Here is a 13,520-nt window from a genome sequence, read left to right as displayed (position 1 = left end):
GAACCTGCCCGGTACGGGGCTTGCGGTCCGGCAGCCCGGACTGCCGGGCTTCTGTCAAAAAGTCTGGCATTGCGAATTGGCTCACACAAAGACGTAATCCATGTCACGGGATAGGCGCTGGTTATGACGGGTGCGCCGTAGGGTGCTGCAATCATTCGTGCCACCTCGTTCCAATCATCAGGCTCCGCCTTGTCACCGCGTTTTCGTGAATACATTCAAGGTAGGGACCGTATATTTCAGAAATGTAAAAGGGAACGGCTTCCCCGGTAAATCCCATTAGCATGCGAAATGCATCTGACGTCATCGTGAAATTGCATATCAACCCTGCGGGTAGAATGTACGATTAATGAATTGGCATCCGGTTATGACCTTCCCGGGGTCTGGACGCCGCGAAGAGAGAAGGCGCCATGGATACGCGGAAGCTTGCGTACTTTGTCCAGATTGTGGATTCGGGCAGCATCACCAAGGCCGCAGCGGCGCTGCACGTGGCGCAGCCTGCCCTGAGCCAGCAGGTGTCGGCACTTGAAACCGACCTCAAGCAGCGGCTCCTGATCCGCAGCAAGCAGGGCGTCAAGCCCACCGCCGCGGGGCACACCCTGTACCGGCATGCCCAGTCCATCCTGCGGCTGGTGGAGCAGGCACGCCAGGACGTTGCCGCGTCCGGAGCCGCGCCGTCCGGCCGCGTCTCCATCGCGATCGCGCCGTACAGCATGGCCTCCAGCCTGACGCCGCGGATCATCGGCGAAGTGGGCCGCCGGTACCCGGAAATAATCCTGCACGTCACGGAAATTTACGGCGGTGTCCTGAGCGAGGCCATCAAGAACGGCCGGCTGGACATGGCGCTCATTTACGAGCCGGGCCCCATCCGCGGCGTTCAGTTCACCACGCTGATCGTGGAGGACCTGCATTTTGTGGTGAACGCCAACAGATCCGATGTGACAGCCGGAAAAGGTGAAATTTCGCTGGAGGACGTGGCGCGTTTCGGGCTATTCCTTCCCGAGAAGATCCACACCCTGCGGCAGGTTGTCGAAACGGGATTCACCAGCAAAGGGCTCACGCTCCAGTTGGTGGGCGAGGTGGAGTCCGTGCCGTCCCTGGCCCGGCTCCTCCGCGCAGACCTGGGCGCCACCATCATGCCCAAGTCGGCCGCGGACGCCCTGTTCCATGAGGAGGACTTCCATGTCCTGCGGATTGTGGATCCGGCGCTGCAATGCAAAATCGCGCTGTGCACCCCTGATCACGACCCCCTCTCGGAAGCCGCCTCGGCGGTCCTGCTGGTCCTGAAGGAAATGCTCCAGGAAATGCTGAGCAACAAATACGCGCGGTAATCCGTCCATAGCATCCGCTTATTAGGCCACTCATCATTAGTCTTAGTATCAGGGCGCTCCCGAATCTAGAATTAAAGGGAAGCCGAGGAATTGCGGCAGTTACTTTTGTAATGAATTTATTGGGAGGCCGCCGTGAAAAAGATCAGCACTATACGAAGAATGTCCGACACACGCCCGGGACTCGCGGCCAGAACAGGTTTCCACTGCCCGGCCAACGGCTTTTGGCGCCCCGAGGACCGCTCCACGGATGCCGTCTTCATCTTCGAAGGCAGCATCATGCCGGCAGGAAGTGCCGGATCTACGGTCTGGTATTTGGAGGGCACGGCCGCTGCCCAGCCCCGCCACCCGGCCCGGTAGGTTCCCAACGCCACAGGGACAGCGCGAACTGGCAGCTAATGCCCCCAAATCACCGATTTGGGGGCATTAGCTGCTTTTTCGCGCCGTCATCCCGCACGCCAATGCCGCCGCACGGGAGATTTTCCCGTACGACGGCGGTGCTGCCGCGGCTGGCGCGATCGGTCAGGCCTCTTCGACGAGCAGTCCCTTGGACTTCAGGACGTCGGTGAGGTTGCACAGCTCGATGGTGGTTCCGCCGGCCTGGTAGAGGCTGATGAGTTCGCGCTCGGCGTCGTCGCGCTCCTGCGAGAGGCGGATGACTTCCTCGATCTCGTCCTTCCGGACCACCACCACGCCGTCCGCGTCACCGCGGAGCACGTCGCCGGGGTAGATGATCTCGTCGCCGAAGACCACGGGGTGGTTGATGGGGCCAATGGTTTCCTTCACGGTGCCCTTGATGGAGATGCTGCCGGAGAAGACGGGCAGCCCCAGTTCGATGAGGTCCTGGGTGTCGCGGACGCCCGAGTCGGTCACCAGGCCGGCGAGGCCCTTTGCCTTCATGGCGTTGCCGAGGACGTCGCCGAAGGTTCCGGCTTCCTCGTACTCCCCTGCCGCGGCCAGGATGACGTCCCCGGCTTCGGCGTAGTGGATGGCCACCTGCAGCATGAGGTTGTCCCGCGGGGCGCAGCGCACGGTGACGGCCGGGCCGCAGAAGGACATGGCGCGGTCGATCGGCTTGATCCTGGAGCTGAGGGCGCCCTTGCGGCCCTGTGCCTCGTGGATCGTGGCGGACGAGAACTTCGCGAGGCGGCTGACCGCGTCGGCTTCGGGTCGTTCGATGGTGGTTTTGACGTGGATCACGGCGTTTTCCTTCGGTGGGTTTGGATCAGTTGAGGGCCCGGACGGCCTTGTCGATGGCTGCGATGGACTCGTCGATGACGTCGAGGCTGGTGGCGTAGGAGATGCGGAAGTAGGGTCCCAGCCCGTAGGCCGATCCCTGGATGACGGCGACGGAAGCCGCCTCGAGGAGGTAGAGGGTGAAGTCCTCGTCGGTGGCGATGACCTGCCCCTCGGTGGTGGTCTTCCCGATGACTCCCGCACAGTTGACGTAGGCGTAAAAGGCGCCTTCCGGCGTCGTGCATGACAGCCCGTCGACGGCGTTGAGCGCCGCGACTGCCGCATCGCGCCGGCCGCGGTAGGTCTCGAGGCTTTCCTGCACGAAGCGCTGGCTGCCCGTGAGGGCGGCGGCAGCGGCGGCCTGGCTGACGGAGGACGGGCAGGAGGAGATCTGCGACTGAAGCTTGTTGATCGCGGCGATCAGCGGGGCCGGTCCTGCTGCGTAGCCCAGGCGCCAGCCGGTCATGGCGTAGGCCTTGGACACGCCGTTGACCGCCAGGATGCGGTCCTTCAGTTCCGGGGCCACCTCCACCAGGTTGGAGAGCTTGCCTGTGCCGAAGTAGATCTGGTCGTAAATCTCGTCCGTCAGGATCTGGACGTGCGGGAAGCCGGCCAGGACCTCGGCCAGCGCGCGCAGTTCCGCCGGGGAGTAGACGGCGCCGGTGGGGTTCGACGGCGTGTTCAGGATGACCCATTTGGTGCGCTCAGTGAGGGCCCCGGCGAGTGCCCCGGGTGTGAGCTTGAATCCCGTCTCCTCGCCGCAGGCAACGATCACCGGCGTGCCCTCGTTGGCGAGCACCATGTCCGGGTAGGAGACCCAGTACGGGGCGGGCACCACGACTTCGTCGCCGGCGTCCAGGGTGGCCATGAAGGCGGTGAAGATCACCTGTTTGGCGCCGCCGCCGATGGTGATCTCGGCGGGGGTGTAGTGGATGCCGGTGCGCAGCTCGAGGGTCTGGAGGATCGCCTGCTGCAGGGCGGGGGTTCCGGTGACGGACGTGTACTTGGTTTCCCCGCGGGTGATCGCTTCAATGGCGGCCGCTTTAATGTGTTCCGGGGTGTCGAAGTCCGGCTCCCCGACTGTCAGGTCCAGGATCCGGCGCCCTTCCGCCTTCAGCTCTCGCACGCGGGCCGCGGCGGCCACGCTGGCGGATGACTTGATGCGGGACACCCGTGATGCAGGTTCAAATTTAGGCATGGTCTCTTCCTACGGATTCAGGAGGGAGCGGTACTCGCTTCCTTCGACCCTAGGGAATCCTGGCGCGTCTGGATAAGACCTAAAGTGCGTGGACGGATAAGCGTCCCTTATGGCCCGCGCCCACATTTTTTGGTTATGGCTCCACGCAGGATTGGTATTTCCGCGGGCGGATTCTTGTGTCTAGCGTTTTAGGTACACCGGCCCGCCTGGCGGGATTTCCGACCTGAGGAGTGCCATTTGGCCGTTCTGCACCCCGTTGATTTACCCGCGGCCGACGGCGGCTTCTACCGTTACCGGGGACGGCGGAAGGCTGACCGGGCTGCTGTCCAGGCGGAACGCCTCCGTCAGCTCCTCCGCGAGGACCGGCAGCGGATTTCGTTCAATGCCAGCAGCATGCGCGCCCTCTCGATCCGACTGAACCAGCACGTCGCACAGGCGCTGTGCGACGGGTTGAAGATCACCGCCCTCGCCAAGGCCGCAGGGCTGTCCCGCTGGGCTGTGCGGACCATCGGCCTGTCCAGTGACGAGCTGGCGCCGTCAGGGTTGCCGCCCGCGCAGCAGCTTGCGGCGATTGGTTCGTTGAAGTCAGAGCTGGCCACACTCGAGGCCTCGAAGGCGGACCTGGAGGGGCGCCGCCTGAAGCTCCTCGCCGCGGCGCGCAGGCTGGGCGTCATGGACGATTACGAGCTCGCGGCGCTCAGCGGTCTCCAGAGTGAGGCGATCCGGAAGATGACTTGGGGACTGCAGCCCGAGCCGGGAGTCATCCCGGCTTAGCAGGCGGGCGGACGACGGTGGGCGGACGACGGCGGGACCTCCCGCCGTCGTCCGTTTTGCGTTGAGTACGGGCCACCTGAACCATTGGTATGACTCCCGGGAGCCATGCGCCCAACACGGCCAGCGCACTAATCCAGGTTGTTCTCCGCCGTTTCCGGCCCGCACCGATTTAATACTACGAACTTCGGTTACCCCGCCGCGGGCCGTTCCCTCACCCAAAACCGGAAATATGCAAGGATTGAAGGTAATAGGGAACGGCCGACGGCGGCCGCCTCCCGCTTCGGATGGACCGGCAGGAGGGCCCCGGGAATGCAGAGCACGGCGCTGTCCACGCGTTCACTGGATCTTCTGTTGCTGCTGCGGGGCAGCGAGCCCGAGGGGCTGGGCCGCGCCGACCAGGTCTCGTACCAGATTGAAACCGCAATCCTGATGGGCATCCTGACCGAAGGCGACCGGCTACCCACGGAATCCGTCCTTGCCGGAGAGCTGGGCATCTCGCCGATCACCCTTCGCCAGTCCCTTGCCGCCCTCCGGACCAAGGGCCTCATCGAAACCAGCCGCGGCCGCAGCGGCGGAAGCGTCATCCGCCGGCAGATCGAACTCACGGACACGCAGCTGCAGCACAAGCTCCGGGATACCAGCACTGAAGCCCTCCGAGACCTCGGGGACCTGGCGGCCGCCATCTCATCCATGTCCGCCCGGCTGGCCGCCGGCCGCGCAGACCCTCAAAATGTTGAGCATCTGGAAGAACTGGTGACGCGCCACCGGGACACCGCCGATGAACGGGCACGGCGGCGCATGGACGCCCGGTTCCACGTGGCCATCAGCATCGCCTCCCAATCCAGCAGGCTGACCTCGGCGACGCTGCAGCTTGAAGCCGAGCTGATGACCCTTTGGTGGGGAGACCCCGGCCAACCAGGCAACGAGGGTGACCTCGTCGAACAGCATGCGTCGATCGTCGAGGCGATCCGAAAGCGGGACGCCGACGCAGCGGCCACAGCGGCCGAGCATCACAGCCGGAGCGGAACGGAATATTTGATCGAGCAGCATCTCAGGCTGACGATGCAGGCTGAAGGAAGTGTGTGACGTGGAAACCGTAAGCGAGGCCCTCCAACGGACGGTCGACACCGTCTCCTCCAGCATCAGCGCAGTCTTCGCGGACCTCGAAGAAGTCGCCAGCGCGGTCACCGCAACGGCACAAGCTGCGTCCGGGGTGCCCCGCCGGAGCGACTACCTGTTCCTGCGGCAGGACTTGGCGAACTTCATCAAGCTTCACTCGGACCTCATCATCGGCGCCGGGATCGCCTACGCCCCCGGCAGCCTCCCGGAGGCACCGCATTGGCTGGAATGGTGGCGGGCACAGCCCAAGGGCGAGCCCCGCTTCGTCACCCACGACCTCAACCCGGACTCGCTGAACTACTACGACTACACCGGACGGGAATGGTTCACGCTTCCTTCCGCCGCCGGCCACCCGCTGGCAGTGGGTCCCTACGTCGACTTCGGCGGCATCAACGTCAGCATCATCACCCTCTGCGTCCCCGCCGCCACCCCCCAAGGGACCCACATCCTTGGGTGCGACCTCACTCTGGCGAACCTCGAAGGAGTCTTCCTCCGGGCGCTTCAGCTCCGTGACCCGGCGGTGGTCCTGCTCGGACCCAACGGCCGGGTCATCGCCTCCAACAACGCACGCATCGCAACCGGCACGCTGCTTCTGGAAGAAGACCTGAAGCGGGCCGATCTTTCCCTCGACGTCTCCCCCGCCGGCAGCCCCGCGCGCCTGCCCTGGAAGCTGATCAGCCTCAAGAAATAGGCGCCAGAAGGCCACCGGAACCCGCGTCAGCTTGACGCGGGTTTTTTGGTTCCCAAAAAGCTATTGCATTAATCATACAATGATGTATCTTTAGTGGTGTGGGTCACGTTCTTCAATCAACAAGACGCGTACCCAAGCAGATTTTCGATATACGCACCCGCCCCGGTTAAGCGGGGTCGGCGACCCTTCTGTCCCACGACAGATACGGCCCACTGCGGACGAATCAGGAGCACTGATGAACGCGACACAACCCATGTCATCCAACCAATCGTCAGGAGTGACAAATGTCAGCCATAGATAATGCAATCGGGCATCAAGGGGGCGCGTCAGCCGTAAATAAGCGACGCTTCCTGGTCAGGATGGTCACCGTCTTGATCGGCGGCATGGTCCTGGACGGCTATGTCCTCGGCATCATCGGACCGGTCTCGGGACGGATGGCCGAGGATCTGCAGCTCACCGCCTTTTGGCAGGGACTGATCGCCGCTGCCGCACTGATTGGCATTCTGATTGGCGCACCGATCGGTGGCTGGGCGGCCGACAAGTGGGGCCGCAAGCCGATTTTCATGTTCGACATCGGACTATTCGCTGTCGCGTCGGGAATGCAGTTCTTCGTCGACTCACCGATACTGCTCATTGTGGTGCGGCTGCTGATGGGCATCGCGATCGGTACCGAGTACGCGGTCGGTTGGCCCCTGATGGCCGAGTTCTCGCCCACCCACCTGCGCGGGCGGCTAATGGCCGCGATGGGGATCGCCTGGTACGCCGGCTTTATGATCGCCTTCGTCATCGGCCATCTGCTGAATGAGTACACCGACCTGAGCTGGCACTTCATCCTGGGGACGAGCACCTTCATCGCGGTGGTCCTGTTCCTCGCCCGGCTCGGCATGCCGGAGTCACCGCGCTGGCTGTGGAGCGTGGGCCGCAAGGACGAGGCCCGCGCCCTCGCCGCCAAGTACATGCCCGACGACGCGCTCGACGACGTCCAGCACGAAGACGTCCGCAAGGGCAGCTTCGGGATGCTGTTCTCCAAGCAGTACTGGCGCTCCACACTGTTCATCTCCGCGTTCTGGTTCTGTGCCGTGACACCGTACTTCGCCATCGCCACCTTTGCCGACAGCGTGTTGCAGCAGTACGGCCTCGCAGGCGGACTCGCTGGCGGAGTCGGCCTCTCCGCCGTCGCCCTGGCCGGGGTCGTGGTCACGTTCCTGTTGATCGAAAAGGTCGGCCGCCGCACGCTGACCGTCCCGCCGCAGTGGCTGTGCGCCGCCGTCCTCGCGATTATCGGACTGTGGGCCGGCGCGCCGGCGCTCGTTGTGCTCATCCTCTTCCTGGTCTTCTCGTTCTTCAACGCGGGGTACAACACGTTGACCAACGTCTACCCGGGCGAGGTCCTCCCGACCGAGATCCGCGGAATCGGAACAGGCTTCGCGGCCGCCGTCAGCAGGGTCGGAGCAGGCATCGGCATCTTCCTCCTCCCGATGTCGATGGAGAGCCTCGGCGCCGGCCCCACCATGCTGATCGCCGCCGGAGTCGCCTTCGTCGGCGCAGCGCTCTCCCAGTGGCTGGCTCCGGAAACGAAGGGGAAGACCCTCACCGAGGCGGCTGCAGGCTACGCGCACTAAGAGCCGCGCGCAAGGCCCAACCGTTCCGCCAAGCAACCTCACGCCCAAAAGGCTATTGCATTAATCATACAATGATGTATCTTTTAGATGTGACCTACATCAACTTCCGGCCACGGCCATCGACGCCCCTGGCCAGCGAAGTAAGCAGCACACAAACGTAACCTCACACTCACACTCACACCCCACTCGGCCGTGACGCCGCGAACGGGGGTGACGGATCCGCCATAAAGAAGGAAGATCATGAAAGACGTAGTTATTGTCGGTGGCGGCCTCGCCGGACTATCGGCGGCCTGGAGGCTGCGGCACTGGGATTCCGTGGTGCTGGAATCAGCCGGGCGTGTGGGCGGGCGGATCCGCTCGGAGCGGCGGGGCGCGTACTGGTTGAACTGGGGCGGCCACGTCTTCGCCGGGGCCGGTTCCTCCACGGACGCCTTGCTCAATGAAGTCGGCGTGACGGCCGTCCAGATCCCCGGTTCCCTGCAGGCCCTGTCCATGAACGGGAAGTTCATCCGCGAAGGGCACATCGCCACCTATCCGTTCCGCATCCCGATGTCCCTGACCTCGCGGATCGACACCCTGAAGGCTGGAATGAAGGTCGTTGCCGGCGTCGCCAAGTACACCGGTGTGGTGCGGAAGCGTTCGGGTGAATCCGGTGCGATGCGGCAGCAGCGCATCTATGACTTCGAGAACGACAGCTCATTCCAGGACTTCATCGGAAACCTGTCCGAGGACGCGGCGGCACTGTTCAAGACCACCGTCACCCGCTCGGCCGGGGACATGGACCAGATCTCCGCCGGCGCCGGCATCGGGTACTTCAGCCTGGTCCTGGGCATCGGGCAGGGCCTGAGCCAGGGCATCGTGGGCGGCCCTTCCACCCTGACCGAGTCCATCGCGGCCGCCCTCGGGGACCGTGTCCAGCTCGGCGCCACGGTGCAGGAAGTGATCCACCGGAAGAACTCCGTGCTGGTCCGCTACAGCCAGGGCGGTGTGGACCGTGAAGTCGAGGCCCGCGCCGTGGTCCTGGCGACCACCGCTGATGTCTCGCACAAGATCGGCGTGGACCTCCCGGAAGACCTGCGCGGCGCCCTGTCCCAGATCAAGTACGGCCCGCACGTCAGCACCGCGTTCCTGACCAACGAGACAACGGCCAAGCCCTGGGATGACATCTACGCCATCGCCGCCCCGAAGCGTTCGTTCGCGATCGCCCTGAACCAGGCGAGCATCGTCCGTGGTTCCGAATCCGTGCGGAAGCCCGGCGGGTCCTTTATGACGTTCTCCCCGGCCGCCCTGGGCAAGGCGCTGCTGGAGAAGAGCGATGAGGAAGTGATCGCAACCCACCTGGCCGACCTGGACCAGGTCCTCGGCCACGGCTTCGCCGACAGCGTCGTCGAAGCCAAAACGGACCGCTGGAAGGTCGCGTCCCCGTACTGCTTCCCCGGCCGGGCCAAGCTCCAGTCCACGCTCATGCGCGGCACGGACCGGGTGTTCCTGGCCGGAGACTTCCTCGGCACCCTCTACACCGAAAGCTCCATCACCACCGGCTTCTCCGCAGCCCAGGAAGCCGCCAGCCTGCTCGCCACCGATAAGCAGCGGGCCGCTGCCCCCACCCTGCGCCTGGCCGCAGGCACCTGATCCGGCCCCTGCGCCCGCCCTCGAACCAACACCACCAAGGAGAACAACCCACCATGACAACGCAACTCAAAGGCGTCCTCACCGCCCTGTCCACCCCGTTCAACCAGGACGAAACCATCGACGTCGATACCCTGCGGCGGATCGTTGACCGCTCCATCGACGCCGGCGTGGACGGCGTCGTCGCGGCCGGATCGACCGGCGAGGTCGGCGCTTTGTCCTCGGAGGAGCGACTGCTCCTGATCAACACGGTCATCGAGCAGGCGGCCGGCCGTGTCCCGGTCATCGCCAACACCGGCGCCACCTCCACCGCCGAAGCCATCCGCCTCTCCCAGGCCGCCGAGAAGGCGGGCGCGGACGTGCTCATGCTGATCACGCCCTACTACGAGCCGCTCTCCCTGGAAGAGACCGTCACCTACATCAAGGACGTCGCCCGCTCGGTGAGCATCCCGGTGATGCTCTACAACATCCCGGCCGTCACCGGGGTCAACCTGGACCCGGCCACCGTCCGCTCCCTGGCCGAGGACGTGGAGAACATCCTGTACATCAAGGACTCGTCCGCGAACTGGGAACAGGCACTGCAGCTGATCCACCACCACAGCGACGTCATCGGCACCTTCATCGGCTGGGACGCCTACCTCTACAGCGCCCTGGCCGAAGGCGCCGCCGGCGTGATGGCGGGCACCGCGAACGTCGTCCCCAACGAAATCGTCGCCGTCAGCCGCCGCATCGCCGAGGGCGACCTCGCCGGCGCCCTGAAACTGTGGAAGCAGCTCTACCCCGTCATCGACGCGCTCCTCTCCGTCCCGTTCATCCCGTCCGTCAAAGCCGGGCTGACCCTGCAGGGCCTGCCCGCCGGCTCACCCCGCCGCCCCACGGCCGACCTCAACGACGCGGACCTCGCCCGGGTCAAGAACGCCCTTACCGCCCTGAACCAGAAGTAAGAGACAGGACTCCAGGAAAACCATGACCGCCACAGACACAGCATTGTTCACCGTCCGCAGGGCGGCAGCCGCGCCCGCGGCGTCGCTGCCGCCGTTCGGCCAGTTCATCGGCGGGGAGTTCATCCCCTCCACCTCGGACGCAACGGTCGAGGTGGTGAACCCGGCCACCGAAGAGGTCCTGATGCAGGTCCCGGGCGGGTCCGTGGAGGACGTCGACGCCGCGGTCGCGGCTGCCCTCGCGGCCAAGGCCGGCTGGGCAGCAAAGACTCCCCAGGACCGTTCCGCGGTCCTGCTCCGCATCGCGGACATCATCGAGGCCAACCGCGGACTCCTCGAAACCCTGGAAGCGGCGAACACCGGCAAACCCGGTGCCGTGGCCGAAGACGACATCTCCAGCGCGATCGACACCTTCCGGTTCTCCGCCGGCGCCGCCCGCACCTTCAACACCCCCGGCGCGGGCGACTACGCGGAAAACCACACCTCCGTGATCCTCCGCGAACCCGTCGGAGTCGTCGGCGTCATCACCCCGTGGAACTACCCGCTGCTGATGGCCGCCTGGAAAATCGCACCGATCCTCGGCGCCGGGAACACCCTGGTCCTCAAACCCTCCGAGCAGACACCCCTGAGCACGCTCAAACTCGCCGAACTCATCGCCGCCGAAATCCCCGCCGGTGTCCTCAACATCGTCACCGGCTCCGGCCGCGTGACAGGACACCGGATCTCCGAACACCCCGACGTGGACCTCGTCGCCATCACCGGCAGCGTCGGCAGCGGCCAGCAGGTCGCCGCCAGCGCAGCGAACACCGTCAAACGCGTCCACCTGGAACTCGGCGGCAAAGCACCCGTGGTCGTCTTCGACGACGCCGACCTCGAAGCCGCCGCCAAAGGCGTCCGCTCCGCCGGATTCTGGAACGGCGGGCAGGAATGCGGCTCCGCCTGCCGGGTCCTCGTCCACGAATCAGTCGCCGCGAAGTTCACCGAACTGCTCGTCCGGGAGGTCAGCGAAATCACCGTCGGCACCCCCGGCGCGGGCGACGTCGAAATCGGCTCCATGATCTCCAAAGCCCATTACGACAGGGTCCTCGCCGCCCTCCAGGACGTCCGCAACGACGGCCTGACCATCGCCGTCGGCGGCAACGCCATCGAGGGCCCCGGCTACTTCATCGAACCCACCGTGGTGACCGACGTGCCCGCCGGCGCCGCGATCACCAGCACCGAAATCTTCGGCCCGGTGGTATCGGTGGAAACCTTCAGCACCGACGAGGAAGCCATCACCCGCGCCAACGAAACCGTGTACGGCCTCGCGGCCTCGGTCTGGTCCACCAACGCCGCCCGCGCCCTCTCCGTCCCCCGACGGCTCGACTTCGGCACCGTCTGGGTCAACTCCCACCTGGTCATCGCCAACGAAATGCCCTGGGGCGGCTTCAAGGGCTCCGGCTACGGCCGGGACCTCTCCGCCTACGCCCTCGAAGACTTCTCCCGCACCAAACACATCATGTACAACCACGGCTAATGCCGGGAACGGGCGACGGCGGGACCTCCCGCCGTCGCCCGTTTGCGTTAACCGTTGTCTCGCAGGCGGGTAGTGGGTAATCTACGGCCAACCGGACTTTCGGCCGCATCAGGCGGCGCCCGGAACGGCGCTGCCGTCAGGGGCTTCGCCCCGTACCTACAAGACGCCCAGTCACCGCACTGGCCGACAATGCGGAACGCAGGACGCCACGCTTCCATTCAAGGGAGAACCTGATGTTAGGCACCAGAAGCTGCCTCGCCGCCGCTCTTGCCGCAACCCTCGTGGCCATGGCCACCCCCGCGCAAGCAGCCCCCGCCACGCTGGTGAGCGCGGGCCCGGGAGTCCTCGTCGCCGACGGCGCGGCAGTGGATGTTCCGGTCACCTTCGTGTGCGACACCGACCCCGCCCTGGTCATGGCAATACCCGTTGTCCAGATCACCCAAAGGGTCAGCGACGGTCGTATCGCAGGCGGCGGCGGGAACGATCAGCTCAGCTGCACCAAACAGACCCAGACAGTCACCATCCGGGTGGTCCCAACCGTGATGGCGTTCAACGAGGGTGCCGCCGCAGCGTCGGTTTACCTGCAAACCTGCAGCGCGCAATTCCAGTGCTCCGCGGTGATCATCCACACTGAAATAACGCTCGACAATCCGTGAGCGCGAACGGACATGTGTGGCCCTACCCGCTAAGGAACCGCAGCAATAACGGGACGGTGGCGTGCATCGTCCGCAGGTCACCGCTGCTGGCGGCCTGCTCGCCGAGGTAGTCGCCGTGGCCGCCGGGGACGACCAGCAGCCTGGCACCCGGGATCATGCCGGCCATCCGCGCGGCGTACTCGGCGGTGACGATGTCCCGGTCGCCGCTCACCACCAGCGCGGGCGCGGTGATGGTGCCCAGTTCGTGGTCCGACCATCCGGGGAAGTCCAGGATGCGCCGGCGGTCCAGTTCGAAAAGCCGTTCCAGATGGCCGGGTTCCGGGTTGAGGAGCCGGTCGGCGTCCTTGTAGGTGTCGGGCATGTCGTCCAGGGTGGCCTTCGCCATGCCGTCCCAGAACTCGGCAGGGACGGCATCGCGGCTTACGAAGGTGGAGGCGAGGACCAGGCGCCGGACAGCGGCGGGACGCGCGAGTGCCAGGGCGACGGCGGTGTGCCCGCCGGCGCTGAATCCCAGCACGTCCGCGGTTTCAACGGAGAGCTGTTCCAGAACGGCGAGGATGTCGCCGGCGGAGTTTTCGGCAGTGAGCGGGCGGTCGGTGGGACGGGTGCGGCCGTGGCCCTCCTCCTCGACGGCAATCACCTGGCGGTGGTCGGCCAGCACCGGGATGAGTTCGCCGAAGTTGGTGCCGATCGTGGAGCCGCCGCCCGGGATGAGGAGAAGCGGCGGCCGGCCGGCCACCGCCTCCCCGTGCACCTCGTAGTACATGCGAAGGCCGTTGTTGTCCGCGTAGCCGTGGGTGGAAGTCACACGGC

Annotated in this window: 13 protein-coding genes; 10 read left to right on the top strand and 3 right to left on the bottom strand. The window is 65.4% G+C overall.

The features are described 5' to 3' along the window. The first annotated feature begins 407 nt into the window (after positions 1-407). Together nac and AC6JAC_RS03520 are read left to right on the top strand one after the other, a co-directional pair. Positions 408-1,328, top strand: a complete 921-nt coding sequence (gene nac / locus AC6JAC_RS03525) for a nitrogen assimilation transcriptional regulator NAC (RefSeq protein WP_497963452.1) — start codon at positions 408-410, stop codon at positions 1,326-1,328. A 159-nt stretch (positions 1,329-1,487) separates the two neighbouring features. Continuing rightward, the gene (locus AC6JAC_RS03520) at positions 1,488-1,685 is read left to right on the top strand and encodes a hypothetical protein (protein WP_197024900.1); all 198 of its coding nucleotides are present in this window, start codon (positions 1,488-1,490) and stop codon (positions 1,683-1,685) included. A 162-nt stretch (positions 1,686-1,847) separates the two neighbouring features. Here AC6JAC_RS03520 and AC6JAC_RS03515 read toward each other — a convergent pair whose 3' ends face one another. Together AC6JAC_RS03515 and AC6JAC_RS03510 are read right to left on the bottom strand one after the other, a co-directional pair. Next, positions 1,848-2,525 (bottom strand): 4-carboxy-4-hydroxy-2-oxoadipate aldolase/oxaloacetate decarboxylase, encoded by a 678-nt coding sequence (locus tag AC6JAC_RS03515; RefSeq protein WP_028269805.1) that lies wholly within the window; start codon positions 2,523-2,525, stop codon positions 1,848-1,850. Positions 2,526-2,550: 25 nt separating this feature from the next. Beyond that, on the bottom strand, positions 2,551-3,759 hold the full coding sequence (locus AC6JAC_RS03510; RefSeq protein ID WP_497963451.1) for an aspartate transaminase: 1,209 nt from the start codon (positions 3,757-3,759) through the stop codon (positions 2,551-2,553). Positions 3,760-3,996: 237 nt separating this feature from the next. On the opposite strand from AC6JAC_RS03510, the gene AC6JAC_RS03505 reads away from it, so the two are divergent. From AC6JAC_RS03505 to AC6JAC_RS03470, 8 genes are all read left to right on the top strand, one after another. Continuing rightward, positions 3,997-4,533: a hypothetical protein gene (locus AC6JAC_RS03505; RefSeq protein WP_497963450.1), complete on the top strand. Its 537-nt coding sequence runs from the start codon at positions 3,997-3,999 to the stop codon at positions 4,531-4,533. A gap of 309 nt (positions 4,534-4,842) precedes the next feature. Further along, positions 4,843-5,619, top strand: coding sequence for a FadR/GntR family transcriptional regulator (locus AC6JAC_RS03500; protein WP_347897764.1), 777 nt, complete (start codon positions 4,843-4,845; stop codon positions 5,617-5,619). 1 nt (position 5,620) lies between these two features. Continuing rightward, positions 5,621-6,343 (top strand): cache domain-containing protein, encoded by a 723-nt coding sequence (locus AC6JAC_RS03495; protein WP_497963449.1) that lies wholly within the window; start codon positions 5,621-5,623, stop codon positions 6,341-6,343. A 284-nt stretch (positions 6,344-6,627) separates the two neighbouring features. After that, complete coding sequence (locus AC6JAC_RS03490) at positions 6,628-7,965, top strand: MFS transporter (protein ID WP_497963448.1); 1,338 nt, start codon at positions 6,628-6,630, stop codon at positions 7,963-7,965. 240 nt (positions 7,966-8,205) lie between these two features. Continuing rightward, positions 8,206-9,597, top strand: coding sequence for a protoporphyrinogen/coproporphyrinogen oxidase (locus tag AC6JAC_RS03485; protein ID WP_028269799.1), 1,392 nt, complete (start codon positions 8,206-8,208; stop codon positions 9,595-9,597). Positions 9,598-9,650: 53 nt separating this feature from the next. After that, positions 9,651-10,538 (top strand): 4-hydroxy-tetrahydrodipicolinate synthase, encoded by an 888-nt coding sequence (dapA, locus tag AC6JAC_RS03480; protein ID WP_454699498.1) that lies wholly within the window; start codon positions 9,651-9,653, stop codon positions 10,536-10,538. A 22-nt stretch (positions 10,539-10,560) separates the two neighbouring features. After that, positions 10,561-12,051, top strand: coding sequence for an aldehyde dehydrogenase family protein (locus AC6JAC_RS03475; RefSeq protein WP_497963447.1), 1,491 nt, complete (start codon positions 10,561-10,563; stop codon positions 12,049-12,051). A gap of 233 nt (positions 12,052-12,284) precedes the next feature. Continuing rightward, positions 12,285-12,707 (top strand): hypothetical protein, encoded by a 423-nt coding sequence (locus AC6JAC_RS03470; protein ID WP_454699500.1) that lies wholly within the window; start codon positions 12,285-12,287, stop codon positions 12,705-12,707. A gap of 22 nt (positions 12,708-12,729) precedes the next feature. On the opposite strand, the gene AC6JAC_RS03465 is transcribed toward AC6JAC_RS03470, so the two are convergent. Then, positions 12,730-13,515: an alpha/beta fold hydrolase gene (locus tag AC6JAC_RS03465; protein WP_454699501.1), complete on the bottom strand. Its 786-nt coding sequence runs from the start codon at positions 13,513-13,515 to the stop codon at positions 12,730-12,732. Positions 13,516-13,520: the final 5 nt, after the last annotated feature.

The sequence above is a fragment of the Arthrobacter sp. KUASC02 genome (assembly GCF_059739395.1).
This window is presented reverse-complemented; position numbering and strand designations above follow the sequence as displayed.

Bases quoted from the DNA above. Each gene is read 5' to 3' on its own strand.
- AC6JAC_RS03500 (WP_347897764.1), top strand. From the start codon at position 4,843: ATGCAGAGCACGGCGCTGTCCACGCGTTCACTGGATCTTCTGTTGCTG.
- AC6JAC_RS03485 (WP_028269799.1), top strand. From the start codon at position 8,206: ATGAAAGACGTAGTTATTGTCGGTGGCGGCCTCGCCGGACTATCGGCG.
- AC6JAC_RS03475 (WP_497963447.1), top strand. From the start codon at position 10,561: ATGACCGCCACAGACACAGCATTGTTCACCGTCCGCAGGGCGGCAGCC.
- AC6JAC_RS03510 (WP_497963451.1), bottom strand. From the start codon at position 3,759: ATGCCTAAATTTGAACCTGCATCACGGGTGTCCCGCATCAAGTCATCC.
- dapA (WP_454699498.1), top strand. From the start codon at position 9,651: ATGACAACGCAACTCAAAGGCGTCCTCACCGCCCTGTCCACCCCGTTC.
- nac (WP_497963452.1), top strand. From the start codon at position 408: ATGGATACGCGGAAGCTTGCGTACTTTGTCCAGATTGTGGATTCGGGC.
- AC6JAC_RS03520 (WP_197024900.1), top strand. From the start codon at position 1,488: ATGTCCGACACACGCCCGGGACTCGCGGCCAGAACAGGTTTCCACTGC.
- AC6JAC_RS03490 (WP_497963448.1), top strand. From the start codon at position 6,628: ATGTCAGCCATAGATAATGCAATCGGGCATCAAGGGGGCGCGTCAGCC.
- AC6JAC_RS03470 (WP_454699500.1), top strand. From the start codon at position 12,285: ATGTTAGGCACCAGAAGCTGCCTCGCCGCCGCTCTTGCCGCAACCCTC.